The sequence below is a fragment of the Emcibacter sp. genome, from assembly GCF_048269205.1.
In the GTDB taxonomy this organism is placed as follows: domain Bacteria; phylum Pseudomonadota; class Alphaproteobacteria; order Sphingomonadales; family Emcibacteraceae; genus Emcibacter.
Window position 1 is genome coordinate 1,380,805 of record NZ_JBLXJC010000001.1, and the last position, 23,618, is coordinate 1,404,422.

25 protein-coding genes and 2 tRNA genes are annotated in these 23,618 nt (G+C 54.0%); all 27 read left to right on the plus strand.

Translation table 11 applies throughout. From position 1 onward, the window contains the following. The first annotated feature begins 116 nt into the window (after positions 1-116). The 27 genes from ACN0YD_RS06450 to ACN0YD_RS06580 all read left to right on the plus strand — a co-directional run bounded on the left by ACN0YD_RS06450 (position 117) and on the right by ACN0YD_RS06580 (position 23,617). Positions 117-392, plus strand: a complete 276-nt coding sequence (locus ACN0YD_RS06450) for an HU family DNA-binding protein (RefSeq protein WP_321391577.1) — start codon at positions 117-119, stop codon at positions 390-392. 129 nt (positions 393-521) lie between these two features. Then, positions 522-597 (plus strand) — tRNA-Val (locus ACN0YD_RS06455). A gap of 109 nt (positions 598-706) precedes the next feature. Next, positions 707-783: transfer RNA gene (locus ACN0YD_RS06460), tRNA-Asp, on the plus strand. Between the two features lie 319 nt (positions 784-1,102). Next, positions 1,103-1,468, plus strand: coding sequence for an NADH-quinone oxidoreductase subunit A (locus ACN0YD_RS06465; protein ID WP_417317972.1), 366 nt, complete (start codon positions 1,103-1,105; stop codon positions 1,466-1,468). A 29-nt stretch (positions 1,469-1,497) separates the two neighbouring features. Continuing rightward, on the plus strand, positions 1,498-2,019 hold the full coding sequence (locus tag ACN0YD_RS06470; RefSeq protein ID WP_417318861.1) for a NuoB/complex I 20 kDa subunit family protein: 522 nt from the start codon (positions 1,498-1,500) through the stop codon (positions 2,017-2,019). Between the two features lie 14 nt (positions 2,020-2,033). Beyond that, on the plus strand, positions 2,034-2,657 hold the full coding sequence (locus ACN0YD_RS06475) for an NADH-quinone oxidoreductase subunit C (RefSeq protein WP_417317974.1): 624 nt from the start codon (positions 2,034-2,036) through the stop codon (positions 2,655-2,657). Beyond that, complete coding sequence (locus ACN0YD_RS06480; RefSeq protein WP_417317976.1) at positions 2,658-3,836, plus strand: NADH-quinone oxidoreductase subunit D; 1,179 nt, start codon at positions 2,658-2,660, stop codon at positions 3,834-3,836. It abuts the gene before it with no gap. After that, positions 3,833-4,456, plus strand: a complete 624-nt coding sequence (nuoE, locus tag ACN0YD_RS06485) for an NADH-quinone oxidoreductase subunit NuoE (protein ID WP_417317978.1) — start codon at positions 3,833-3,835, stop codon at positions 4,454-4,456. The genes ACN0YD_RS06480 and nuoE overlap by 4 nt, the downstream gene beginning before the upstream one ends. Then, complete coding sequence (nuoF, locus tag ACN0YD_RS06490; RefSeq protein ID WP_417317980.1) at positions 4,456-5,733, plus strand: NADH-quinone oxidoreductase subunit NuoF; 1,278 nt, start codon at positions 4,456-4,458, stop codon at positions 5,731-5,733. Before nuoE ends, nuoF begins: the two co-directional genes overlap by 1 nt. A gap of 9 nt (positions 5,734-5,742) precedes the next feature. Further along, on the plus strand, positions 5,743-7,803 hold the full coding sequence (gene nuoG / locus ACN0YD_RS06495; protein ID WP_417317982.1) for an NADH-quinone oxidoreductase subunit NuoG: 2,061 nt from the start codon (positions 5,743-5,745) through the stop codon (positions 7,801-7,803). A 25-nt stretch (positions 7,804-7,828) separates the two neighbouring features. Then, positions 7,829-8,860: an NADH-quinone oxidoreductase subunit NuoH gene (gene nuoH / locus ACN0YD_RS06500; protein ID WP_417318863.1), complete on the plus strand. Its 1,032-nt coding sequence runs from the start codon at positions 7,829-7,831 to the stop codon at positions 8,858-8,860. A 5-nt stretch (positions 8,861-8,865) separates the two neighbouring features. Further along, positions 8,866-9,354: an NADH-quinone oxidoreductase subunit NuoI gene (gene nuoI / locus ACN0YD_RS06505; protein ID WP_417317984.1), complete on the plus strand. Its 489-nt coding sequence runs from the start codon at positions 8,866-8,868 to the stop codon at positions 9,352-9,354. Positions 9,355-9,363: 9 nt separating this feature from the next. Further along, positions 9,364-9,975 (plus strand): NADH-quinone oxidoreductase subunit J, encoded by a 612-nt coding sequence (locus ACN0YD_RS06510; RefSeq protein ID WP_417317986.1) that lies wholly within the window; start codon positions 9,364-9,366, stop codon positions 9,973-9,975. A 17-nt stretch (positions 9,976-9,992) separates the two neighbouring features. Next, complete coding sequence (nuoK, locus tag ACN0YD_RS06515) at positions 9,993-10,301, plus strand: NADH-quinone oxidoreductase subunit NuoK (protein WP_417317988.1); 309 nt, start codon at positions 9,993-9,995, stop codon at positions 10,299-10,301. 7 nt (positions 10,302-10,308) lie between these two features. Further along, positions 10,309-12,234, plus strand: coding sequence for an NADH-quinone oxidoreductase subunit L (nuoL, locus tag ACN0YD_RS06520; RefSeq protein ID WP_417317990.1), 1,926 nt, complete (start codon positions 10,309-10,311; stop codon positions 12,232-12,234). 3 nt (positions 12,235-12,237) lie between these two features. After that, a complete protein-coding gene (locus ACN0YD_RS06525; RefSeq protein ID WP_417317991.1) occupies positions 12,238-13,755 on the plus strand; it encodes an NADH-quinone oxidoreductase subunit M in 1,518 nt (505 codons plus the stop codon). A 14-nt stretch (positions 13,756-13,769) separates the two neighbouring features. Then, entirely contained in the window at positions 13,770-15,230 is a 1,461-nt protein-coding gene (gene nuoN / locus ACN0YD_RS06530) for an NADH-quinone oxidoreductase subunit NuoN (RefSeq protein ID WP_417317993.1), read from the plus strand. 15 nt (positions 15,231-15,245) lie between these two features. Further along, complete coding sequence (locus ACN0YD_RS06535; RefSeq protein ID WP_417317995.1) at positions 15,246-16,013, plus strand: biotin--[acetyl-CoA-carboxylase] ligase; 768 nt, start codon at positions 15,246-15,248, stop codon at positions 16,011-16,013. 27 nt (positions 16,014-16,040) lie between these two features. Then, positions 16,041-16,814 (plus strand): type III pantothenate kinase, encoded by a 774-nt coding sequence (locus ACN0YD_RS06540; RefSeq protein ID WP_417317997.1) that lies wholly within the window; start codon positions 16,041-16,043, stop codon positions 16,812-16,814. Continuing rightward, positions 16,807-18,483, plus strand: coding sequence for a ribonuclease J (locus tag ACN0YD_RS06545; protein ID WP_417317999.1), 1,677 nt, complete (start codon positions 16,807-16,809; stop codon positions 18,481-18,483). Before ACN0YD_RS06540 ends, ACN0YD_RS06545 begins: the two co-directional genes overlap by 8 nt. A gap of 14 nt (positions 18,484-18,497) precedes the next feature. Further along, entirely contained in the window at positions 18,498-18,902 is a 405-nt protein-coding gene (gene mce / locus ACN0YD_RS06550) for a methylmalonyl-CoA epimerase (RefSeq protein ID WP_417318001.1), read from the plus strand. A 9-nt stretch (positions 18,903-18,911) separates the two neighbouring features. After that, the gene (locus ACN0YD_RS06555) at positions 18,912-19,154 is read left to right on the plus strand and encodes a DUF1467 family protein (protein ID WP_417318003.1); all 243 of its coding nucleotides are present in this window, start codon (positions 18,912-18,914) and stop codon (positions 19,152-19,154) included. Positions 19,155-19,443: 289 nt separating this feature from the next. After that, positions 19,444-19,887 carry a hypothetical protein gene (locus tag ACN0YD_RS06560; protein WP_417318005.1) on the plus strand — a complete coding sequence of 148 codons (444 nt, stop codon included), beginning with the start codon at positions 19,444-19,446 and terminating at the stop codon, positions 19,885-19,887. A gap of 74 nt (positions 19,888-19,961) precedes the next feature. Further along, on the plus strand, positions 19,962-21,266 hold the full coding sequence (proS, locus tag ACN0YD_RS06565; protein ID WP_417318007.1) for a proline--tRNA ligase: 1,305 nt from the start codon (positions 19,962-19,964) through the stop codon (positions 21,264-21,266). Positions 21,267-21,275: 9 nt separating this feature from the next. After that, the gene (locus ACN0YD_RS06570) at positions 21,276-22,532 is read left to right on the plus strand and encodes a lipoprotein-releasing ABC transporter permease subunit (protein ID WP_417318008.1); all 1,257 of its coding nucleotides are present in this window, start codon (positions 21,276-21,278) and stop codon (positions 22,530-22,532) included. Beyond that, positions 22,525-23,205, plus strand: a complete 681-nt coding sequence (locus ACN0YD_RS06575; RefSeq protein ID WP_417318010.1) for an ABC transporter ATP-binding protein — start codon at positions 22,525-22,527, stop codon at positions 23,203-23,205. Before ACN0YD_RS06570 ends, ACN0YD_RS06575 begins: the two co-directional genes overlap by 8 nt. A 10-nt stretch (positions 23,206-23,215) precedes the next feature. Next, positions 23,216-23,617: a DUF1761 domain-containing protein gene (locus tag ACN0YD_RS06580; RefSeq protein ID WP_417318012.1), complete on the plus strand. Its 402-nt coding sequence runs from the start codon at positions 23,216-23,218 to the stop codon at positions 23,615-23,617. The last annotated feature ends 1 nt before the right edge of the window (position 23,618 follow it).

Below are 23,618 nucleotides of genomic sequence, written 5' to 3' on the forward strand. Positions count from 1 at the left end.
TTATTGTAAAAAACGGCAGTTTTGTGAGGTTTTACCTTTGACGGAAAGCTAAATGCTGTCTACACTGCACCGGCTTCATAACTATTTCAGTAGAGACTTACACAAAGGGGAAGATAGTGAATAAGAATGATCTTATCGCCAGCGTCGCAACCGCCGCTGATATCTCAAAAGCAGACGCCGCTCAAGCTGTTGACGGTGTATTTAACGCAATTACTTCAGCGCTTTCTTCTGGTGACGAAGTTCGCCTGGTCGGCTTCGGTACTTTCAGCGTCGCAGCCCGTGCTGCCAGCGAAGGCCGCAACCCTCGCACAGGTGAAAAGATTCAGATCCCTGCGTCCAAGCAGCCTAAATTCAAGGCAGGCAAGGCCCTTAAAGATGCTGTAAACAAGTAATTATTTACTGTTTTCAGAGGCGGTTGGCAAAAAAAAAGCCAACCGCCTTTTTTATTCTTTACAACAGCATGAACAAACGTTAGACATGCACCCACGCAACGGAAACGTTGCAATAAGATGGTCAAAAACGGGCGATTAGCTCAGTTGGTAGAGCGCTTCGTTTACACCGAAGATGTCGGGAGTTCGAGTCTCTCATCGCCCACCATTTTATAAATTAAAGCAGTGACTTAGGTCTTGATCCAAATGGATAAAAACTTGAAAAAGCTGCTTGACTTGATCGGGGTCATCCCCTAAATCAGTCGCACCACACCCGCGGGGGTGTAGCTCAGTTGGTTAGAGCGCTGGCCTGTCACGCCAGAGGTCGCGGGTTCGAGCCCCGTCACTCCCGCCATTTCTCTCCGAAAATATTAACAAATACCTAATGATCCCCAAGTGGATGGCATTTACCTATTTTCTATGGAATTTCTCAAAAAAGTCCTTGGCAACACGCCTTATGAGGGTCTATTAACAGGCCATGGAAGTTCTTGAAGTTCCATGTTGCCGGTTGGACGGGATTTGGCAAACTGAAAAGCAGTTAATTGTTTCCAATCGTGCCGGGCTGCGTTATGTAGTATAGGACTTCAAGACGGGCCGGAATCTCCAGGCAGTGATTTCGGCGGATGGGTGAACCTGCCTGTGAGTTGACCGCTATTAGAAGGGGTAGGGCATAGATGAACGATATGCTGCTCGAATATCTTCCGATCCTGATTTTCTTTGTAATTGCCATTGTTTTGTCCGGGGTTTTTGTAACCCTGCCTATGCTGATCGCCAAGCAGGCGCCCGATGCGGAAAAACTTTCCGCTTACGAATGCGGCTTCGAAGCCTTCGGTGACGCCAGGAAGCAGTTTGACGTGCGTTTCTATCTGGTGGCAATTCTCTTTATTATTTTTGACCTGGAAGTGGCTTTTCTTTTTCCCTGGGCTGTGGCGTTGGGCGACATCGGAATCTTCGGATTTGTATCCATGATGATTTTCCTCGGTGTGCTGACCATCGGCTTTATTTATGAATGGAAAAAGGGCGCACTGGAATGGGAGTAAATATGTCTCAGGAAATGACCTCACCTGAAATGAAAGCCGAAATGGCGGGCCTTGAGCAGGACGCCTATTTCAAATCCATTTCTGACGAACTTGCCGATAAGGGCTTTGTGGTCACCCAGCTGGACGATGTCATCGCCTGGGCCCGGACCGGTTCCCTATGGTGGATGACCTTTGGCCTGGCCTGCTGCGCTGTGGAAATGATGCATTCAAGCATGCCCCGTTACGACGTGGAAAGATTTGGTTTTGCGCCGCGTGCTTCCCCGCGTCAGTCCGATGTGATGATTGTGGCCGGAACGCTTACCAATAAAATGGCGCCGGCCCTGCGCAAGGTTTACGACCAGATGTCCGAACCGCGCTATGTGATTTCGATGGGAAGCTGCGCCAATGGCGGCGGCTATTACCATTATTCCTATTCTGTGGTGCGTGGCTGTGACCGGATCGTACCGGTCGACGTTTACGTGCCGGGCTGTCCTCCCACGGCGGAAGCGTTGCTGTATGGTATTTTGCAGCTGCAGAAAAAGATTCGCCGTACGGCGTCCATTGACCGGTAAGCAGGAGACTGTTGATGATCAATCAGGAAGCACTTGAGGACCTGCGCGAGCATATTTCTGCCGCGCTGCCCAATGAAGTGAATGACATTGTCATTGCCTTTGATGAAATCACCGTTCTGGCCCGTGCCGAGCGGATTGTCGAGGTTCTGACTTTTCTTAAAAGTGACTCAAGCTGTAAATTCACCCAGCTTACCGATCTGTGCGGCGTCGATTATCCGGAACGCGCGAAACGGTTTGATGTGGTCTATCAGCTGCTCAGCATAACCCAGAATCAACGTCTGCGCGTGAAGATCGAAACCGACGAGGAAACGCCAGTGCCCTCCGTGGTTGATGTATATCCGGCTGCCGGCTGGTACGAGCGTGAAGCCTGGGACATGTATGGCGTCATGTTTGACGGTAACCCGGACTTGCGCCGGCTTCTTACCGATTATGGTTTTCAGGGCTTCCCCCTGCGCAAGGATTTCCCGCTGACCGGCTATGTGGAGCTGCGTTACAGCGAGGAAGAAAAACGTGTGGTTTACGAACCTGTTCAGCTGACCCAGGAATTCCGGAAATTTGATTTTATGAGCCCCTGGGAAGGTGCGAAATATATTCTGCCCGGCGATGAAAAGGCCGAAAACGGGCAGGAGGGTAAATAAATGTCTGAAGTGGATATCAAGAACTTCAACCTCAACTTCGGTCCCCAGCACCCCGCTGCACACGGTGTGCTGCGCCTGATTTTGGAGCTGGACGGCGAAATTGTAGAGCGCAGCGATCCGCACATCGGTCTTTTGCACCGGGGAACGGAAAAACTGATCGAAAACAAGACCTACCTGCAGGCTATTCCCTATTTTGACCGGCTCGACTATGTGGCGCCCATGAACCAGGAACATGCTTTTGTCCTGGCGATTGAAAAACTGATGGATATCGAGGTGCCGGAACGCGGCCAGTATATCCGGGTGCTGTTTTCCGAAATCGGCCGGATCCTCAACCACATTCTGAATGTCACCACTCACGCCATGGACGTAGGCGCGTTGACGCCGATTCTGTGGCTGTTCGAGGAACGCGAAAAGCTGATGGAATTCTATGAAGGGGTCTGCGGGGCCCGTCTTCATGCCAACTATTTCCGCCCCGGCGGGGTGCATCAGGATATGCCAGCCGGTATGGCAGAGAAAATTCTGCAGTTCTGCGATGATTTTGTTCAGGTTCTCTCGGATACCGAGGGCCTTATCGTTGAAAACCGCATTTTCAAGCAGCGCAACGTGGATATCGGTGTGATCAGCAAGGAAGATGCTCTGGCCTGGGGCTATACCGGTCCCATGCTGCGCGGTACCGGCATTGCCTGGGATATTCGCAAGGCGGAACCCTATGACTGCTATGACAGGCTGGATTTTGATGTGGTGGTCGGCAAGCACAGCGACTGTTATGACCGCTATATCCTGCGTCTGGAGGAAATGCACCAGAGCCTGAAGATCATGCGCCAGTGCATCGAGAAAATGCCTGAAGGTCCGGTGATGTCAGTGAATAACAAGGTGACGCCGCCGCGCCGCGCCGACATGAAGAATTCCATGGAAGCTTTGATTCATCATTTCAAACTTTATACCGAGGGCTTCAAAGTGCCCGAGGGTGAGGTTTATGCGGCTGTCGAAGCCCCCAAGGGTGAATTCGGCGTCTATCTGGTATCTGATGGCTCCAATATGCCTTACCGTTGCAAGATCCGGGCGCCGGGATATGCCCATCTGCAGTCCATGGATTATATGGCAAAGGGTCACATGCTGGCTGATATACCGGCCTTGATCGGGTCCTTTGATATTGTGTTCGGAGAAATCGACCGATGAGCGTGAGTGTCAAGAACAGCGAAACCTTCGAGTTTACGCCGGAAAACCTGGAATGGGCCAAGGGCCAGATCGCCAAATATCCGGAAGGTCGCCAGCAGAGCGCCGTAATGCCGCTTCTGCACAAGGCCCAGGATCAGAATGGTGGCTGGATCACCGTGCCGATTATGGAATATATCGCCGACATGCTGGATATGCCTTATATCCGCGTGCATGAGGTGGCCAGTTTCTATTCCATGTACAATCTGAAGCCGGTAGGGAAGCATGTGATCGAGGTTTGCACCACGACACCCTGCTGGCTGCGCGGATCTGATGACATAGTTCGGACCTGCAAGGAAGAGCTGGGCATTGGTTTCGGCGAAACCACCGAGGACGGCGAGTTTACTCTCCTTGAAGTGGAATGCGCTGGGGCCTGTGTCAATGCCCCGGTGATCGCCTATAAGGAAGAATATTACGAAGACCTGGATGAGAGCAGCACCCGCGCCTTCATTCGCGGTATCAAGGCCGGCAAGGTCCCCGCAGCAGGGCCTCAGATCAACCGTTTCAAAGCCTGTCCCATGGGCGGCCCGACCAGCCTGACCGAGTATGCACCCGAAAATCTGACCGGAGGAGGGGACAAATAATGCTAGCAGATAGAGATCGCATTTTTACCAACCTCTATGGTTTTCAGGACTGGAATCTGCCGGCTGCCAAGAAGCGCGGTGACTGGGACCAAACCAAAGCCATGATCGACAAAGGACATGATTGGTTGATCCAGGAAATGAAAAGTTCCGGTCTGCGCGGTCGCGGCGGGGCGGGTTTCCCGACCGGTCTGAAATGGTCCTTCATGCCCAAGGAATCAGACGGTCGCCCCAACTATCTGGTGGTGAACGCCGATGAGGGCGAGCCCGGCACCTGTAAAGACCGGGAAATCATGCGCCATGATCCGCACAAGCTGATCGAAGGCTGCCTGATCGCGGGTTACGCCATGCGCGCTATTGCCGCCTATATCTATATCCGCGGCGAATTCGTGCATGAAGCCAATGTGCTTGAAGCCGCCATACAGGAAGCCTATGACGACGGCCTGATCGGTAAGAACGCCAGCGGCACCGGTTACGACTTTGATGTTTATGTGCATCGCGGCGCTGGCGCCTATATCTGTGGTGAAGAAACTGCCCTGATCGAAAGCCTGGAAGGCAAGAAAGGCCAGCCGCGCCTGAAACCGCCGTTCCCGGCCAATGTGGGTGTGTTCGGTTGCCCGACGACTGTGAACAATGTGGAATCTATTGCTGTGGTGCCGGAAATCCTGCGTCGCGGCGGTGCCTGGTTTGCCGGTCTCGGCCGTGAAAACAATACCGGTACCAAGCTTTTCTGCATCTCCGGCCATGTGGAACGCCCCTGTACCGTAGAAGAGGAAATGGGCATTCCGCTCAAAGAACTGATCGAGCGCCATTGCGGCGGCGTACGCGGCGGCTGGGATAATCTTCTGGCTGTGATCCCCGGCGGATCTTCAGTTCCGGTTCTGCCTAAAAACATTTGTGATGACGTGTTGATGGATTTCGACAGTCTGCGCGAAGTGCAAAGTGGCCTTGGTACGGCGGCGGTGATTGTGATGGACAAATCCACCGACATCGTCAAGGCGATCGCCCGCCTGTCAGCTTTCTACAAACATGAAAGCTGCGGCCAGTGTACGCCTTGTCGCGAAGGCACCGGCTGGATGTGGCGGGTCATGGAGCGCCTGGTGACCGGTGAAGCGGATGTGAGCGAGATTGACATGCTGCTGGATGTGACCAAACAGATCGAGGGCCATACAATTTGTGCTCTCGGCGATGCGGCAGCCTGGCCCATTCAGGGTCTGATGCGCCATTTCCGCCCTGAGGTGGAGCGTCGTATTGAAGAATATAAAAGTCAGGCTGCGTAGGAGTAGAAAATGCCAACGCTGACGATCGATGGAACTGAAGTAACAGTCGAGAATGGAATGACCATTCTGCAGGCTTGTGAGCAGGCCGGGGTGGAAATACCTCGTTTCTGCTACCATGAACGGCTTTCAATTGCCGGAAATTGCCGTATGTGTCTGGTGGAAATGGAGAAAGCACCGAAACCGGTTGCCTCCTGCGCCATGCCCGCCGGCGATGGCATGGTGATCCATACCAATACACCGCTGGTGAAAAAGGCCCGGGAAGGGGTGATGGAGTTTCTGCTGATCAACCATCCGCTGGACTGTCCGATCTGTGACCAGGGCGGGGAATGCGATCTGCAGGACCAGTCCATGGCTTATGGCATGGATCACAACCGCTTTCACGAGAACAAGCGTGCAGTGAAAGAGAAATACATGGGGCCGCTGGTGAAGACAGTGATGACCCGCTGTATTCACTGTACCCGCTGTGTGCGCTTTGCCGATGAAATTGCCGGTGTACCGGCTCTCGGCGCTGTTGGGCGCGGGGAAAATACCGAAATCACCACCTACCAGGAAACCGCCTTTGCCTCCGAACTTTCCGGCAATGTGGTTGATCTCTGTCCGGTGGGGGCGCTGACCAGCAAGCCCTATGCGTTTGCAGCCCGTCCCTGGGAACTGAAACATACGGAAACCATCGATGTTCATGATGCGCTCGGCAGCAATATCCGGGTGGATACTCGCGGTCGAGAAGTACTGCGCGTCCTGCCCCGTCTGCATGACGAGGTGAATGAGGAATGGATTTCCGACAAGACCCGCCATGCTCTTGACGGCCTGAAAGTCGGCAGGCTTGATCGCCCCTATGTGAAAAAGGGCGGCAAGATGGTGGAAGCAACCTGGAACGAGGCCTTTGAGGCCATTGCCGCGAAGCTGAAAGGCGTAAACGGCAAGAAGATTGCCGGTCTTGCAGGTGACCTGCAGGATGCGGAAAGCATGTATGCGCTGAAATTGCTGCTTAAGGCACTTGGGTCTGAAAATGTTGAAGGCCGTCAGGCCGGCGAAAAGCTGTCGGCTGGCCAGCGGGCGGGGTATCTCTTCAATTCCGGCATCGCCGGTATTGATGAAAGTGACGCCTGTCTGCTGATCGGTACCGACCCGCGTCGGGAATCAGCGGTTCTCAACAGCCGCCTGCGTCGCAAAAGCCTCGAACGTGGTTATCACATCGCGTCTGTTGGCGAGCATGACGATCTTACCTACAAGGTGGAAAGCCTGGGAACAGAAGCTTCTGTCCTGAAGGATATCCTTGATGGCAAGAATGATTTCGCCAAGATCCTTGAAGCCGCCGAAAAGCCGATGCTGATCATCGGGGCAGGGGCGCTGGGCCGCGAAGACGGTGCTGCCATCCTGAAACTGGCCCGTGACATTGCCGACAAATTCGGCCTGGTGAAAGGGGACTGGAACGGTTTCAACGTGCTGCACGGCGCAGCCGCCCGTGTTGGTGCCCTTGATCTGGGACTGGTGACCGACGATGGTGTGGAAGGCATTCTTTCCGGCGCCGAGAAGGGCGACATCGAGGTTGTGTTTAACCTTGGGGCCGACGAAATTGATACGAGCCGGCTGGACAAAGCGTTTGTGATTTACCAGGGCAGCCATGGTGACAACGGCGTGAGAAGCGCTGACGTGATTCTGCCGGGGGTGGCCTATACGGAAAAACCGGGGCTTTACGTGAATACGGAAGGCCGGGTGCAGATGGCTCAACGGGCGATCTTTGGTCCGGGCGATGCCCGCGAGGACTGGACGATCCTTCGGGCCCTGTCCGAAGTGCTGGGCAAGACCCTGCCATTCAATAACATCAACGAATTGCGCAGCAAACTTGTGGCCGACCATCCGCAGTTTGCGGAGATCGATGTGAAACCGACCGCCAAGTGGGCCGACTTCGGTGCGGCTGGCGATCTTTCTGCCGAGCCGGTGAAGAGTGTTGTCGGGGATTTCTATCTGACCAACCCCATTGCCCGGGCTTCCGCGATCATGGCGGAATGTTCAGCCGTTTTCAATGGAACTGGTGCAAGCGAGGAGGCAACAGGAACCAATGGGTGATTTAATCAACTATCTTCTTTCCTCCATGGATGCGGGTGTTATGCACCCCTGGCTGACTTATTCCCTGAATACCATCGGCTGGATCCTGATTATTGTCCTGCCGCTGCTGATTACCGTGGCCATGAGCGTTTATGTGGACCGCAAGGTCTGGGCAGCCATGCAGCTGCGCCGTGGACCCAACGTTGTGGGCCCCTGGGGATTGCTGCAGTCCTTTGCTGACGGACTTAAACTATTCCTTAAAGAAACCATTGTACCGGCCGGTGCCAACAAGGGAATCTTCCTTCTCGCACCATGTCTGACCTTCATTCTGGCGCTGGTCGGCTGGGCCGTTATTCCCTGGAGCCCGGAACTGGTTCTGGCGGATATTAATGTGGGTATCCTGTACCTGTTTGCCATTTCCTCCCTCGGGGTCTACGGCATCGTGATGTCAGGCTGGGCCAGTAATTCCCGTTACGCGTTCCTCGGGGCTCTGCGTTCCGCCGCCCAGATGGTTTCCTACGAAGTGTCCATCGGTTTTGTGCTGGTAACTGTGCTGATGGTGGTGGGTAGTTTGAACCTGATTGACATCGTCGAGGCCCAGAAAGCGGTTTTCCTGGGGGTTAACGGCTTCTGGTTCACACCGCTGTTCCCCATGTTCGTCGTCTTCCTGATATCGGCACTGGCCGAAACCAACCGCCCGCCGTTTGATCTGCCGGAAGCAGAGGCTGAACTTGTGGCCGGTTATCAGGTGGAATATTCCTCCATGGCTTTTGCCCTGTTCTTCCTCGGCGAATATGCAAACATCCTTTTGATGTGCTGCATGACAAGCATTCTGTTCTTTGGCGGATATCTGCCGCCGTTTGAAATCGAGGCCCTGTACTGGATTCCCGGACCCATCTGGCTGTTTGCGAAGATCTGTTTCTTCTTCTTCGTCTTTGCCTGGGTCAAGGCGACCGTACCGCGTTACCGGTACGACCAGCTGATGCGGCTGGGATGGAAGGTTTTCCTTCCCCTGTCCCTGCTATGGGTGTTCCTGACCGGGCTGTGGCTCATAGCCTTTACTGACAAGATTGGGTGATAACTATGGCTTTTCTGGATCATACAGCACGCACCTTCCTGCTGAGCGAGTTTGTCTCGGCCATGTGGCTGACCCTGAAATATATGTTCAAGCCGAAGGCGACCATCAACTATCCCTACGAAAAGGGACCGCTGAGCCCGCGCTTCCGCGGCGAGCACGCCTTGCGTCGCTATCCCAACGGGGAAGAGCGCTGCATTGCCTGTAAACTGTGCGAGGCGATCTGTCCGGCCCAGGCCATCACCATTGAGGCCGAACCCCGGGAAGACGGCAGCCGCAGGACAACCCGCTATGATATCGACATGACCAAATGCATTTATTGCGGTTATTGTCAGGAAGCCTGCCCGGTGGATGCCATCGTTGAGGGCCCGAACTTCGAGTTTGCCACGGAAACCCGTGAGGAACTGATGTACAACAAAGACAAGCTTCTGGAGAATGGCGACCGCTGGGAGCGGGAAATTGCCATGAACCTGGAGCTGGATGCCCCCTACAGGTAAGGAAAAAACATGATCGCAACAATCTGCTTTTACATCTTTGCCTCGGTCACGGTGATTTCCGGCCTGATGGTCGTCTCAAGCCGTAACCCGGTGCATTCGGTACTGTTCCTGATCCTGGCATTTTTCAACTCAGCCGCCCTGTTCCTGCTGCTGGGGGCTGAATTCCTGGCCATGATCCTGGTGATTGTCTATGTGGGCGCGGTCGCCGTACTGTTCCTGTTCGTAGTCATGATGCTTGATATCGATTTCGTCGAACTGCGCAAGGGAGCCCAGGCCTATTTCCCCATTGGCGCATTGATTGGTCTTATTCTTCTGGTGGAACTGGCCCTGGTGGCCGGCAGCTGGCATCTGACCGGTGAAATGTCCACGGTTGCCGCGGCCAAGACGCCTGAAATCACTGAAGTGACCAATACCCAGGCGCTGGGGCAGCTGATTTACACTGACTATGCCTTCCTGTTCCAGATGGCGGGTATGGTGTTGCTTGTGGCTATGATCGGCGCCATCGTCCTGACCCATCGTCAGCGGCCGGGTGTCAAGAAACAGAATATCGGTGACCAGGTCCGCCGCCGTCGCGGTGATGCCTATGAAATCGTCAAAGTAAAACCCGGTCAGGGTGCATAAAGAGGGAAGAGGATTAAATGGAAATCGGACTAGCTCATTACCTGACCGTTGCCGCGATACTTTTCACGCTCGGCATCTTCGGTATTTTCCTGAACCGGAAAAACGTAATCATCATTCTGATGTCGGTGGAACTTATGCTGCTGGCGGTGAATATCAACCTGGTGGCCTTTTCCTCCTATATGGGGGATATGATGGGCCAGGTGTTCGCCATGTTCATTCTGACTGTGGCGGCTGGCGAAGCGGCCATCGGTCTTGCCATTCTGGTGATTTATTTCCGTAACCGCGGCTCCATTGCCGTTGAAGACATCCATCTGATGAAAGGGTAACAAGAATATGTATCAGACAATTGTCTTCCTGCCTTTGATCACCTCGTTCATTGCCGGCATATTCGGCAAGAATATAGGTGACCGCGGTGCCCAGATCATAACCTGTGGCGGCCTGATCATTTCCGCGATCCTGTCCTGGGTGGCTTTTTTCGACATTGCCCTCGGCCATAATGTGGCCTATGTGGAGGTCCTGTCCTGGATTGTCTCCGGCGACTTTTCCTTAAGCTGGGCGTTCAAGGTGGATACGCTGACCGCTGTGATGCTGGTGGTGGTCACCACCGTGTCCTGCCTGGTGCATATCTATTCCGTGGGCTACATGAGCCATGATCCGGATATTCCGCGGTTCATGTCCTATCTGTCACTCTTTACCTTCGCCATGCTGATGCTGGTGACCGCCGACAACTTCCTGCAGATGTTCTTCGGCTGGGAAGGCGTGGGACTGGCTTCCTATCTGTTGATCGGTTTCTGGTACAAGAAACCTTCGGCCTGTGCCGCCGCCATCAAGGCCTTTGTGGTCAACCGGGTAGGCGATTTCGGTTTCGCACTTGGTATCTTTGCGATCTTCATGACCTTTGGCACTCTGGATTTCGATGCGGTATTTGCCGCCGTCCCGGGTGCAGCCGGCCAGACAATCCACTTCCTCAGCTGGGAATTTGACCTGATCACCACGATCTGTATCCTGCTGTTCATCGGCGCCATGGGTAAATCCGCCCAGCTCGGCCTGCATACCTGGCTGCCGGATGCCATGGAGGGCCCGACCCCGGTGTCCGCGCTGATCCATGCCGCGACCATGGTGACCGCAGGTGTGTTCATGGTGGCCCGTTGCTCCCCGATTTTCGAATATAGCCCGGATGCCCTGATGGTGGTCTGTGTGGTCGGTGCGTCGACGGCTATCTTTGCCGCCACTATTGGCGTAGCCCAGAATGACATCAAGCGGGTGATTGCCTATTCCACATGTTCACAGCTTGGATATATGTTCTTTGCCCTCGGGGTCTCTGCTTACGGAGCAGCGGTTTTCCATCTCTTTACGCACGCTTTCTTCAAGGCGCTTCTGTTCCTGGGGTCCGGTTCTGTAATCCACGCCATGAGCGATGAGCAGGACATGCGCAAGATGGGCGGTCTGTGGAAGAAAATTCCTGTGACTTTCGGGATGATGACGATCGGCACCCTGGCGCTGACCGGTTTCCCCTTCTTCGCCGGTTACTATTCCAAGGATATGATCATCGAGGCGGCTTTTGCTTCCCACAGCCCGGTTAGCCAGTATGCCTTCGCTATGGGTGTAGTTGCCGCCCTGTTTACGAGCTTTTACAGCTGGCGCCTGGTCTTCATGACCTTCTTTGGTGAAAGCCGGGCCAGCAAGAAGGTTCAGGATCATGTACATGAAAGCCCGCAGGTCATGCTGATCCCGCTGTATGTTCTGGCTGTTGGTGCCGTCTTTGCCGGCATGCTCTTCAGCGGGAACTTTATCGGCCATCATTATGACGAGTTCTGGGGCAGCGCTCTCAAGATCCTCGGTGACAATGTGATGGTTGAAGCTCATCATGTACCGGCCTGGGTGATCTGGTCACCGTTCGTGGCCATGGTCACCGGTTTTGCCGTTGCCTGGTTCAGCTATATCTATGCGCCCGAGACACCTGCGGCAGCGGCTCGTACCTTCAAATACCTCTACAACCTGTTTCTCAACAAATGGTATGTGGATGAAATTTACGATTTCCTGTTCGTACGTCCGGCAAAGCGCCTTGGCGTTTTCCTGTGGAAACGGGGCGACGAACAGACCATCGACCGTTACGGTCCGGACGGCGTTTCAGGTTCCGTGGCCGCACTGGCGAGGAAATTCAGGGAAATGCAGACCGGTTATTTGTATCATTATGCTTTCGTCATGCTGATCGGCGTGGCGGCCATCACCACCTGGTTTATCGTGGGAGGGAACTAAGTCATGAGTATTTTTGAACATTTCCCTTTCCTGTCCTTTATCACCTTCATGCCGCTGATTGGTGTGCTGTTCCTGCTTCTGGTGCGGGGGGATGAGGAACTGGTGGCCCGCAATTCACGCTATGTGGCGCTGCTGACTACCATTGCGACCCTGATCTTCTCTTTGGTCCTGTGGTTCGGCTTTGACAAGACAACGGCCGGCTTCCAGTTTGTGGAACAGGCCGAATGGTTCGGTGGCGGGATCAGTTATTACATGGGTGTGGATGGTATTTCCGTGCTCTTTGTGCTGCTGACCACTCTCATCATGCCGCTGTGTATCCTGGCAAGCTGGGAGGCGATTACGACCCGGGTGCGGGAATATATGATCTGCTTCCTGATCCTGGAAACCCTGATGCTTGGCGTTTTCTCTGCGCTCGACATTGTGCTGTTCTATCTGTTCTTCGAAGGCGGCCTGATCCCCATGTTCCTGATTATCGGTATCTGGGGCGGGCAGAACAGGGTCTATGCGGCTTACAAGCTGTTCCTCTATACGCTGGCGGGTTCCGTTCTGATGCTGGTGGCGCTGCTGTATATGTATATGCAGGCCGGCACCACAAGTATCCCGGAATTGATGCAGTATGACTTTGCCGTTAATGCACAGACCTGGCTGTTCCTGGCGTTCTTTGCCTCCTTTGCGGTCAAGGTTCCCATGTGGCCGGTTCATACCTGGCTGCCGGATGCTCACGTACAGGCCCCGACGGCTGGTTCGGTAATCCTGGCGGGCATCCTGCTGAAGATGGGTGGCTATGGCTTTTTGCGGTTCAGTCTGCCCATGTTCCCGGTCGCCTCGCAGGAGCTGGCCTGGCTGGTCATGACCCTGTCCTGTGTGGCTGTGGTCTATACCTCGCTGGTGGCCCTGATGCAGGAGGATATGAAAAAGCTGATCGCCTATTCCTCTGTGGCCCATATGGCCTATGTGACACTGGGCATCTTCACCTTTAACACCCAGGGTATCGAAGGCGCGATTATTGTGATGCTGGCGCACGGCTTTGTCTCCAGCGCCCTGTTCCTGTGCGTCGGGGTGATCTATGACCGGATGCATACTCGCGAGATCTCCCGTTATGGCGGACTTGCCAACAACATGCCCAAATACGCTCTGGTCTTCATGTTCTTTACCATGGCGTCCGTAGGACTTCCGGGTACCGCAAACTTTGTCGGTGAAATCCTGGTCCTGGCCGGCCTGTTCAAATTCAATACCTGGGCGACATTCTTTGCAGCTACGGGCCTGGTCCTGGGCGCCGCCTATATGCTGTGGCTCTACCGCCGGGTGGTTTTCGGGGAACTGGTCAAGGAGGAGCTGAAAGCTCTTCTCGACATGAACAAGCGGGAAATCTGGATATTCACACCGCTGGTGATTTTCACCATCTGGATGGGTGTTTATCCAATTACATTCCTGGATTTCATCCATGCTTCCGTGGATAACCTGATCCAGAACCATGAAGCCGCTATCAATGCCTTCACCATCGCCGCAAACGGTCAATAGGGAGGGATAAGGAAATGACAACTACAATGCTTCCTGATCTGACAATTGCACTGCCTGAAATCATTCTGGCTCTTGGCGCCATGGCGCTTCTGATGCTGGGCGTGTTTCGCGGTAACCAGTCCACACCGCTGGTCTCCTGGCTGGCTGTTCTGCTGATGTTTGTGGCCCTTGCCGTTACGGTGGGAGAGGCCGGTGACAGGGTTTATGCTTTTGCTGACATGTTCGTGACCGACGGCTTCACCACATTCATGAAAGCCCTGGTGCTGATTGCCTCCGCCCTGGCTGTGGTGATGTCGCTTCAGTATTTCAAAGAACTGGATGAAGAACGGTTTGAAGTGCCGGTATTGATGGTGCTGGCGACCCTCGGCATGATGGTCATGGTTTCGGCCAATGACCTGATTTCCCTCTATATGGGGCTGGAACTTCAGTCCCTGAGCCTTTATGTTCTCGCTTCCGTCCGCCGTGACTCGGAACGGGCCACAGAATCCGGCCTGAAATATTTCGTTCTCGGTGCGCTGTCTTCCGGCATCCTGCTCTATGGTTCCTCCATGGTTTATGGTTTCGTGGGCAGCACCAACTTCACCGCTATCGCCGAGGCCCTGTCTCACAGTGGCGAGCATGGAGCCTCTATCGGCGCCATTATCGGTCTGGTGTTTGTTCTGTCCGGACTGGCGTTCAAAATTTCCGCCGTTCCCTTTCATATGTGGACGCCGGATGTTTATGAAGGCGCGCCGACACCGATCACCTCTTTCTTTGCCGTGGCACCCAAGGTAGCGGCCCTGGCCCTGCTGAGCCGCGTCCTGTTTGTTCCCTTCGCGGAAATGAGCGGCGCCTGGCATCAGATCCTGGTGTTCATGGCCATCGCTTCCATGGTTCTCGGGTCTGCGGCGGCCATTGCCCAGACAAATATCAAGCGTCTGATGGCCTACAGCTCCATCGGTCATATTGGTTTTGCCCTTGTCGGCCTGGCGGCCGGTACTGAAGAAGGGATTACCGGCCTGATCATCTATATGACCATCTATCTGGTGATGAACGTCGGCACATTCGGCATTATTCTTTCCATGCGTCGCAAGGACGGTATGGTGGAAGAGATCGTGGATCTGTCCGGACTGGCCCGTACCCGTCCGGCCATGGCCGCCATTCTGGCGATTTTCATGTTCTCCCTTGCCGGTATTCCGCCGCTGGCCGGTTTCTTCGGTAAATTCTATGTCTTTGCCGCCGCCATCAAGGCCGACCTCTATCTGCTTGCGGTGATCGGTGTGCTGGCCAGTGTCATCGGGGCCTTCTATTACCTGCGGATTATCAAGGTCATGTATTTTGACAAACCGGCGGAAGAGTTCCTGCCACAGAAGTCACGGGAAATGAAGTTGATTATGGTTGTGTCTGCGGTGCTGATTGTGGCCTTTATCCTGCCGCAGGTTTCCATGCCTGTGCTGGAAAGCGCTCAGGAGGCCGCGCGGGCCCTGTTGTCCTGAGGCATGGCCTGATTTATGACCATATCCGACAATATTCAATTGCCTGAGGGTTACGACCTTCAGGCTTTTGACGTTCTGGACAGTACCAACGAGGAAGCCAAAAGGCTGGCTGCGGCCAGACCGCAGCGGCATGTCTGGATACAGGCTGCGCGTCAGTCTGCCGGGCGCGGGCGCCGGGGCCGCGAATGGGTATCCGAAGCCGGCAACCTGTTTTGTTCACTGCTGTGGAAAGCGGATTGCGATCTGAAAACCGCTTCGCAGCTTTCCTTTGTGACTTCGCTTGCCGTGCGGGACGTGATTGCTGATCTGTTGCAAGCCGACCGGCGGGTTGCCTGTAAATGGCCCAATGACGTGTTGGCGGACGGACGGAAAGTGAGCGGCATTTTGCTGGAAACAGCGGGACAAGGTGCAGAGCAGCCAGAGTATGTTATCATCGGAATCGGCATTAACCTGGCCAGCAGCCCGCCTGAAACCCTTTACCCCGCTGCAAGCCTGACAGAACTGGGATGCCAGGACCTGGCGCCGTTGGGGGTTTTGCAAAGCCTTGCCGCGTCGCAGGACCATTGGATGTCGGAATGGCGCAATAAAGGGTTTGGCCATATCCGTCAGTGCTGGATGGATCATGCAAAAGGGCAGGGGGAAGAGATTATCGTGCGCCTGCCGGATGAGGAAATAAACGGAAGATTTATTGACCTGGATGTTACCGGCGGGTTAAAAGTTGAAACAGAAAGCGGCATCCGGGTGATTGCCGCGGGTGATGTATTCTTTGCACCGGGCCAATAACCGGCGCCAACATTCGAGGGATCTGAGATGCTGTTAGCGATAGATGCCGGAAATACCAATATTGTTTTTGCTCTGCATGACGGTGAAGAACTTCTGCATAAGTGGCGTATTTCCAGCTCCTCAAGCCGCACGGCTGACGAATACATGGTCTGGCTGACCCAGTTGATGAAGCTGGAAAATCTGGAGACCTCGATCGTCACCGGGGCCATAATCGCCACCGTTGTGCCTCAGGCCCTGTTCCCGCTGCAGCTTTTGTGTCGGCGTTATTTCAACTGCGATGCCATGGTTGTCGGTGAAGAGAATGTTGATCTGGGGATCGAGGTGAAACTGGATAATCCCCGCGAAGTGGGTGCAGACCGTCTGGTCAATGCGGTCGCGGCGCACAAGCTCTATGGTGGTCCCATGATCATTATCGATTTCGGCACCGCCACCACCTTCGATGTCATTGATGATCAGGGGAATTACCACGGCGGGGTCATTTCGCCGGGAGTGAACCTGTCTATGGAGGCCCTGCACATGGCGGCCGCCAAGCTGCCCCGCGTGGCCGTGGAAAAACCTGCCAAGGTGATTGGAACCGGAACGGTTTCCGCCATGCAGTCGGGTATTTTCTGGGGCTATATCGGTTTGATCGAGGGGATCGTCGAAAGAATTCGCAAGGAATATGGTAAACCTATGAAGGTTTTGGCCACCGGCGGGTTGGCGCCGCTGTTTAATGATTCGACAGATATTATAGAGATCGTCAACCAGGAGCTGACCACTCGTGGCCTGTTCGAGATTTATGACCGGAACCGGGATGACTGAGGACAGGGACGAACTCCATTTCCTGCCCCTTGGCGGGTCCGGCGAAATCGGCATGAACCTCAATCTGTTCGGTTATGGCCCGAATGATCGCCAGCAGTGGATCATGGTGGATTGCGGGATTTCTTTCGCCGATATCTATTACCCGGGCATTGATCTTCTGATGCCGGATATTGGCTTTATTGAGGACCGGAAGGATCAGCTTCTGGGCATGATCATCACACATGCCCATGAGGATCATGTGGGGGCCGTGGCTCACCTCTGGCCTTATCTCCGCTGTCCGGTTTATGTCACCCCCTTTACGGCCATTCTGCTGCGCAGCAAGCTGGAGGAAAAGGGCCTTCTGGACCAGGTGGAGATCAGGGAAATACCGCTGGGCGGCAGCTTTGAGCTCGGTCCGTTCGAGGTGGACTATGTGAGCCTGACCCACTCCATACTGGAACCCAATGCGCTTAAGATCAAAACCCCGCTGGGCAACCTGTTCCATACCGGTGACTGGAAACTTGATCCCGACCCCCTGATCGGTGATGCCGTGGATGCAACTGAGATGGGCAACATTGGCGATGAGGGTGTGCTTGCCCTGATCTGTGATTCAACCAATGTGTTCAACGTGCAATCCACCGGCTCGGAAAAGACGGTGCGGGATAATATGATCCAGCTTCTTTCGGATAAAAAAGGCAAGGTCTTCTGTACCACCTTTGCCAGCAATGTGGTCCGGGTGGAAACCCTGGCCAGGGTCGCACAATCCAGCGGCCGGCACCTGTGTATGGTAGGGGCTTCGCTGAAACGCAACGTGTCTGCGGCCCGTGCGGCAGGCTACCTGAAGGATTTCCCACCGGTGGTGGATGAAGAGGAGGCAGGACACCTGCCGCCGGACAAAGTATTATTCGTCTGTACCGGATGCCAGGGCGAAGCCCGCGCCGCCATGATGCGTATTGCCCAGGATAACAACCGCAACATTTCCATTTCCAGGGGCGATACGGTGGTCTTTTCCTCCAAGATTATTCCGGGCAATGAACTGCCCCTCGGCCGCCTGCACAACCATCTTGTGGACAAGGGAGCGGAGGTCATCACGGAAAAGGATGCCTTTGTGCATGTCTCCGGTCATCCGGGGCAAAAGGAACTGTGTCAGATGTACCGCTGGATCAGGCCGGAAATTCTTGTGCCGGTGCACGGTGAGTTACGCCATATGACCCGTCAGGCGGAGCTGGGCAGGGAACACGGGATCAGGAAGGGCATTGTGCCCCGGAACGGCCACAGGATCAGGCTGGCGCCGGACGGGCCGGAACTGATCAGGGAAGAGGAACACGGCTATCTGGCTCTTGACGGACAGTTTCTGGTATCTGCCGAGGATGAAGCCATCGTCACCCGTCGTCGCATCATGTATAACGGCGGGCTTGTTGTGACCCTGGTCCTGAAACCGGACTTTGATCTTGCCTGTTCCCCGGAAATTACGCTTCTGGGCATTGTGGACGATGACGAAGGCGGTGTCATACCCTATATAAAACAACATATCCTGGACCGTTATGACCGGCTGCCGAACCGTATTCTCAGGGATGACAACGCCCTGAAGGAGGAAATTCGCATCGTGGCCCGGCGGTCGAGCAAGGCTTTTGGCAACCGGGAGACCGGGCCTGTCACCATTGTTAATATACTACGCCCGAACGGGTAAGCTGGAGGAAAAGAATGATTGGAAAACTGAACCATGTGGCTATTGCCGTACCGGATATGGAAGCTGCGGCGGAATTGTATAGGAACTCCCTTGGCGCAAAGGTCTCCGAGGCGGTTGACCAGCCCGATCACGGGGTGACTACCGTATTTATCGAGTTGCCAAATACCAAGATCGAGCTCCTGCACCCGCTGGGGGACAATTCCCCGATCGCCGGTTTTCTGGCCAAAAACCCGGCCGGTGGTATGCACCATGTCTGCTATGAGGTGGAAGATATCCAGGCGGCAGCAGAAAAACTGAAGCAGGACGGGTTGCGCATTATTGGTGATGGTAATCCAAAAATCGGCGCACACGGTAAGCCGGTGCTGTTTCTACATCCCAAGGATTTTTGTGGTACCCTGGTGGAACTTGAAGAGGTCTAGGACAAGCGCATGAATATTGCCGGTCATATTGTAGTTTTTGCCGTTGCCTGGTGGCTGATCCTGTTTATGGTGCTGCCGTTTGGCGTTCAGAGCCATCATGAAGCTGGCGAGGACGGGGAAGATGGCGTCGAAATGGCGGCGCCGGTCAAGCCGAATATCGGTAAAAAGATGCTGATTACCACGGCCATCACCATTGTGGTCTGGGCCTGTTTCTGGGCGGTTATGGAATTTGAACTGATTTCACTGGGCTAGAACACCCGGTTTAAGGCAAAAAAAATGCAAGGCCTTTAAGGCCTTGCGTTGTTTTTTTTTATACGTTTTATTCTTCTTTTTTATATGCCCGTATTTTTATTATTTGGTGTAGGTTTTTTTCCTCCCCAAACTTGGGCCTCCCGTTTGAAAAGACGTTAGTTCAGTCTCCAGTTCGTGTCATCATAAAACTTTAATAATCGGAAAGTTTTTCTGATTTTGTTGCAAAAAAGCAACATGTGGCTAATCTGCAGAAATGGTATAAAATATAGGGAGATAGAGAGGTGATTATATGAAATGTGTTGTTTTCGCCACGCTGCTTTCCAGCCTGTTTATGGTTAATATTGCATATGCAGATAACCAGATTGTGGTCGTGGATCACAATATTTGCCGACAGCTTGTCCCCCATATATCTGACCCGGATGTAGCCTATAAAGCGGGCGAGGATGTACGCGGCAAGAAAGTCGTACCGGCGGACGTTCCGGGTCCCACGCTTGATATCGGAACGTCCGATATTTCCTTTTATCTAGTTCAGGACCTTTCGGAACTGTCCGGCAGCAATACGGCGGACGAATATCCGGGGCTTAGCCAGGATTTGATTTTGGGGTTTGTCGAGGTGCGGGACGGCACAGCATGGCTTAACGGCAAACCGCTTTCACCGGCGCAAAACAGTGAAATTGTTTATATCTGCGGGAAAATAAAGTCGGAAAAAGCTGCCGCCGAACAGAAAAGATAATTGCACTAGTTTGAAAGCCTGTTAAGAACTGGTATGAAGTCAAAAAACAGGTTCAACGATTACAAGGTAGTGATATGCGCCTTTCCACATATTTTCTTCCCACGCTGAAAGAAAACCCAAGTGAAGCACAGGTGGTGTCCCATCGCCTGATGCTGCGGTCAGGTATGATCCGGCAGACCAGTGCCGGCATCTATATCTGGTTGCCGCTTGGGCTGAAAGTACTGCGCAATATCGAACAGGTCGTAAGGGAAGAACAGAACAGGGCAGGAGCCCAGGAATTGCTGATGCCGACCATACAGTCAGCGGAACTGTGGCAGGAGAGCGGGCGCTATGATGCTTACGGCAAGGAAATGCTGCGTATCACCGACCGCCATGACCGGGAAATGCTCTATGGTCCGACCAACGAGGAAATGATCACGGATCTGTTCCGTAACAACCTGAAGAGCTACAAGGACGTGCCGAAGCTGCTGTATCACATCCAGTGGAAGTTCCGGGATGAAATCCGTCCCCGGTTCGGTGTCATGCGCGGCCGTGAATTTCTCATGAAGGATACCTACAGCTTTGATCTGGACGAGGAATCCGCGCGGGTGTCTTATAACAAGATGTATGTGGCCTATCTGCGGACGTTTGCCCGGCTTGGTCTTGTGGCTATTCCGGTGAAGGCGGATACCGGCGCCATCGGCGGTGATCTCAGCCATGAGTTCCAGATTCTGGCGGAAACCGGGGAAAGTACGCTTTATTACGACAAGGCGATCGAAAGTTTCGAACTGCAAAAGCTGACTGGTGATATCGATGCAGAGACCATTTCCAGCCTGCAGGGTATATATGCCATGGAAGAAGAAAAGCATGATCCGGCAAACTGCCCGGTTGCCGCGGAGGACCTGCGCACCGCCAAGGGTATTGAAGTTGGGCATATTTTCTATTTCGGGGATAAATATTCAGAAGCCATGAACGCCCAGGTTACCGGCCCGGACGGAAAACTGGTCAATGTGGAGATGGGCTCTTACGGTATTGGCGTGTCCCGCCTGGTGGGCGCCCTGATCGAGGCTAACCACGACGAGAACGGTATTATCTGGCCCGAGGCCGTGGCGCCATATAAAGTCGGCCTGATCAACCTGCGCGGCAAGGACGAGGCCTGTACAGCCGCCAGCGAAGCACTGTATCAGAAGCTGCAGAACGTCGGTGTCGAGGTGCTGTATGATGATCGCGAAGTTGGGGGCGGGGTCAAATTCGCCAATATGGACCTGATTGGCCTGCCGTGGCAGGCGGTGATCGGGCCCAAGGGACTTGAAAAAGGCGTGGTCGAGTTGAAAAACCGCAGAACCGGTGAACGGGAAGAGCTGAGCGAAGAAGAGCTTCTGAACCAGCTGACGGCATAAGGGGAAAAAATGTTTCAGTCCTTTGAGTGGGCGTTGGCCTTCAGATATCTCAGGCTAAAGGGGCATGAGGGATTCATATCCGTCATTGCCGTTTTTTCCCTGCTAGGCATATTTCTTGGCGTTGCCGCCCTCATTATCACCATGTCGGTAATGGGAGGTTTCCGCGAGGAACTATTGGGCAAGGTCATCGGTTTCAAGGGGCATCTTCTTTTCCAGCCGGTCAGCGGCAAGCTGGCGGATTACGATGAGTCTGTCAAACTGCTCTCATCAGTAGAGAATGTGGTGCATGTGGACCCGATCATCGAAGGGCAGGTTATGGCCTCCTTCGGTGACCATGCCACCGGCGCATTGGTCCGGGGCATTCGCCCCGAAGACCTGAGGGAGCGCCCGCTGGTGGCGAATAACATCGTTGACGGGAGTCTCGATGATTTCGGGACCGGCGAGCATGATCTTGCTGTTGGTATTCGGCTTGCGGAAAATTATGGCCTGAAAATCGGAAGTCTGGTTACCCTTATTACACCCAAAGGGCGGGTGACGCCTTTTGGAACGGTGCCGCGGCTTTCCAGCTACGAGATCAAGGCGATTTTTGAAGTTGGTGAATATAATTATGATTCCAGCTATTTTTTCATGCCGCTTGATCAGGCGCAGAAGTATTTTAAATATGGCGATACGGCCCAATATCTGGAAGTCACCCTCAGCCATCCTGACATGATTTCGGAAACCTATCCCTATATCGATCAGCGCCTCAAGGCGACTGGACATTTAGGGCGGCTGATTGACTGGCGGGTTCTGAACCGCAGTTTCTTTAATGCATTGCAGATTGAACGCAATGTGATGTTCATCATCCTGTCCCTGATCATTCTGGTGGCGGTGTTTAATGTCATTTCCACCATGATCATGCTGGTGCGCAGCAAGAACAAGGATATTGCCATACTCAGGACCATGGGCGCGGCGCGGTCGTCTATTCTCAAGGTGTTCTTTATTGCCGGCTCGATCATCGGTGTACTGGGAACATTTCTGGGGGTTGTTGCCGGAATTTTTGTGGCCAAAAATCTTCAGGGCATTTCCGATTTTATCGAGGCAACCACCGGGGCCGAGGTCTGGAATGCGGAAATCAGGTTTATTTCGGAAATTCCTGCCATTATCGAGCCGTCTGAAGTGATTGCGGTGACGGTTGTGTCCCTGACACTTACTTTCCTGGCGACGCTTTATCCGGCCTGGCGAGCTGCCAAGACCGATCCGGTGGAGGCGCTGCGCTATGAGTAATTCCATTCTTCAGCTCAAGGATATACATCGTCATTTCTTTCAGGGCGGGGAAGACCTGCATATCCTGAAAGGCGTCAATCTGGAAGTCCGTGCAAGTGAAACCGTTTCCCTTGTCGGGGCGTCCGGGGCAGGGAAATCAACCTTGCTGCATATTACCGGCCTGCTGGAAAAAGCGGACAAGGGTGATGTGATTATTGACGGGGTATCCTGCAACGGACTGTCCGATATCCGCCGCACCCGAATTCGCCGGAACGACATCGGCTTTGTTTATCAGTTTCATCATCTGCTGCCGGAATTCACGGCCCTAGAGAATGTGGTCATGCCGCAAATGATCGCCGGTGTCGGGCGTAAAAAATCCCGGGAGAGAGCAGAGGAGCTTCTTGGTAAAATGGGACTGTCTGAAAGATTGACCCACCGGCCATCGCAGCTTTCCGGCGGGGAACAGCAGCGTGTCGCCATTGCCCGGGCCCTGGCCAACCGGCCGAGGCTACTGCTGGCTGACGAGCCGACCGGAAATCTGGATGAAGCAACCGGTACGGAAGTATTGAGAATCCTGCTTGATCTGGCCCGGGAGGAGGGAACGGCGGCCCTTCTTGCCACTCACAACAATGAATTTGCCAAAAAAACCGGCCGTTGTGTTATCCTGAAGGACGGAACACTTCACGATAGCTGACGGGGCTGGTATGGGGTTTGAAAACATCAGCATGTTGGCGGTGCTTGCCGCCGCCGTTGCCAAGTTTGCTCTAGGGGGGCTATGGTATTCATCGCTCCTGTTTGGCAGGACCTGGATGAACGAGTTGCGGCTGAGAGAAACCGATCTGGATAATCCGCGTTTCGCTTTGATCGTGGCGGCTATTGTCAGCATCATCGCTGCACTGGCAATGGCCGTTATTATAGACATCGCAGGCCTGCCGCTGCTGGGATGCCTTATTCTGGGGCTTGTTATCGGCATTGGTGTGAGCGCCGCTAATCTTTCCCTTCAGTTTGCTTTCGAAGGACGGTCATTCAGGCTTTACATGATATATGCCGGCCAGTATCTTTGTGAGGCCGTGCTCATGGCCGGCATCATTGGATATTTTCAGTAAC

Excerpts from the sequence above, each read along its gene's own strand:
- ACN0YD_RS06465 (WP_417317972.1), top strand. The coding sequence starts at position 1,103 with ATGAACGATATGCTGCTCGAATATCTTCCGATCCTGATTTTCTTTGTA.
- ACN0YD_RS06470 (WP_417318861.1), top strand. The coding sequence starts at position 1,498 with ATGAAAGCCGAAATGGCGGGCCTTGAGCAGGACGCCTATTTCAAATCC.
- ACN0YD_RS06475 (WP_417317974.1), top strand. The coding sequence starts at position 2,034 with ATGATCAATCAGGAAGCACTTGAGGACCTGCGCGAGCATATTTCTGCC.
- ACN0YD_RS06480 (WP_417317976.1), top strand. The coding sequence starts at position 2,658 with ATGTCTGAAGTGGATATCAAGAACTTCAACCTCAACTTCGGTCCCCAG.
- nuoE (WP_417317978.1), top strand. The coding sequence starts at position 3,833 with ATGAGCGTGAGTGTCAAGAACAGCGAAACCTTCGAGTTTACGCCGGAA.
- nuoF (WP_417317980.1), top strand. The coding sequence starts at position 4,456 with ATGCTAGCAGATAGAGATCGCATTTTTACCAACCTCTATGGTTTTCAG.
- nuoG (WP_417317982.1), top strand. The coding sequence starts at position 5,743 with ATGCCAACGCTGACGATCGATGGAACTGAAGTAACAGTCGAGAATGGA.
- nuoH (WP_417318863.1), top strand. The coding sequence starts at position 7,829 with ATGGATGCGGGTGTTATGCACCCCTGGCTGACTTATTCCCTGAATACC.
- nuoI (WP_417317984.1), top strand. The coding sequence starts at position 8,866 with ATGGCTTTTCTGGATCATACAGCACGCACCTTCCTGCTGAGCGAGTTT.
- ACN0YD_RS06510 (WP_417317986.1), top strand. The coding sequence starts at position 9,364 with ATGATCGCAACAATCTGCTTTTACATCTTTGCCTCGGTCACGGTGATT.
- nuoK (WP_417317988.1), top strand. The coding sequence starts at position 9,993 with ATGGAAATCGGACTAGCTCATTACCTGACCGTTGCCGCGATACTTTTC.
- nuoL (WP_417317990.1), top strand. The coding sequence starts at position 10,309 with ATGTATCAGACAATTGTCTTCCTGCCTTTGATCACCTCGTTCATTGCC.
- ACN0YD_RS06525 (WP_417317991.1), top strand. The coding sequence starts at position 12,238 with ATGAGTATTTTTGAACATTTCCCTTTCCTGTCCTTTATCACCTTCATG.
- nuoN (WP_417317993.1), top strand. The coding sequence starts at position 13,770 with ATGACAACTACAATGCTTCCTGATCTGACAATTGCACTGCCTGAAATC.
- ACN0YD_RS06535 (WP_417317995.1), top strand. The coding sequence starts at position 15,246 with ATGACCATATCCGACAATATTCAATTGCCTGAGGGTTACGACCTTCAG.
- ACN0YD_RS06540 (WP_417317997.1), top strand. The coding sequence starts at position 16,041 with ATGCTGTTAGCGATAGATGCCGGAAATACCAATATTGTTTTTGCTCTG.
- ACN0YD_RS06545 (WP_417317999.1), top strand. The coding sequence starts at position 16,807 with ATGACTGAGGACAGGGACGAACTCCATTTCCTGCCCCTTGGCGGGTCC.
- mce (WP_417318001.1), top strand. The coding sequence starts at position 18,498 with ATGATTGGAAAACTGAACCATGTGGCTATTGCCGTACCGGATATGGAA.
- ACN0YD_RS06555 (WP_417318003.1), top strand. The coding sequence starts at position 18,912 with ATGAATATTGCCGGTCATATTGTAGTTTTTGCCGTTGCCTGGTGGCTG.
- ACN0YD_RS06560 (WP_417318005.1), top strand. The coding sequence starts at position 19,444 with ATGAAATGTGTTGTTTTCGCCACGCTGCTTTCCAGCCTGTTTATGGTT.
- proS (WP_417318007.1), top strand. The coding sequence starts at position 19,962 with ATGCGCCTTTCCACATATTTTCTTCCCACGCTGAAAGAAAACCCAAGT.
- ACN0YD_RS06570 (WP_417318008.1), top strand. The coding sequence starts at position 21,276 with ATGTTTCAGTCCTTTGAGTGGGCGTTGGCCTTCAGATATCTCAGGCTA.
- ACN0YD_RS06575 (WP_417318010.1), top strand. The coding sequence starts at position 22,525 with ATGAGTAATTCCATTCTTCAGCTCAAGGATATACATCGTCATTTCTTT.
- ACN0YD_RS06580 (WP_417318012.1), top strand. The coding sequence starts at position 23,216 with ATGGGGTTTGAAAACATCAGCATGTTGGCGGTGCTTGCCGCCGCCGTT.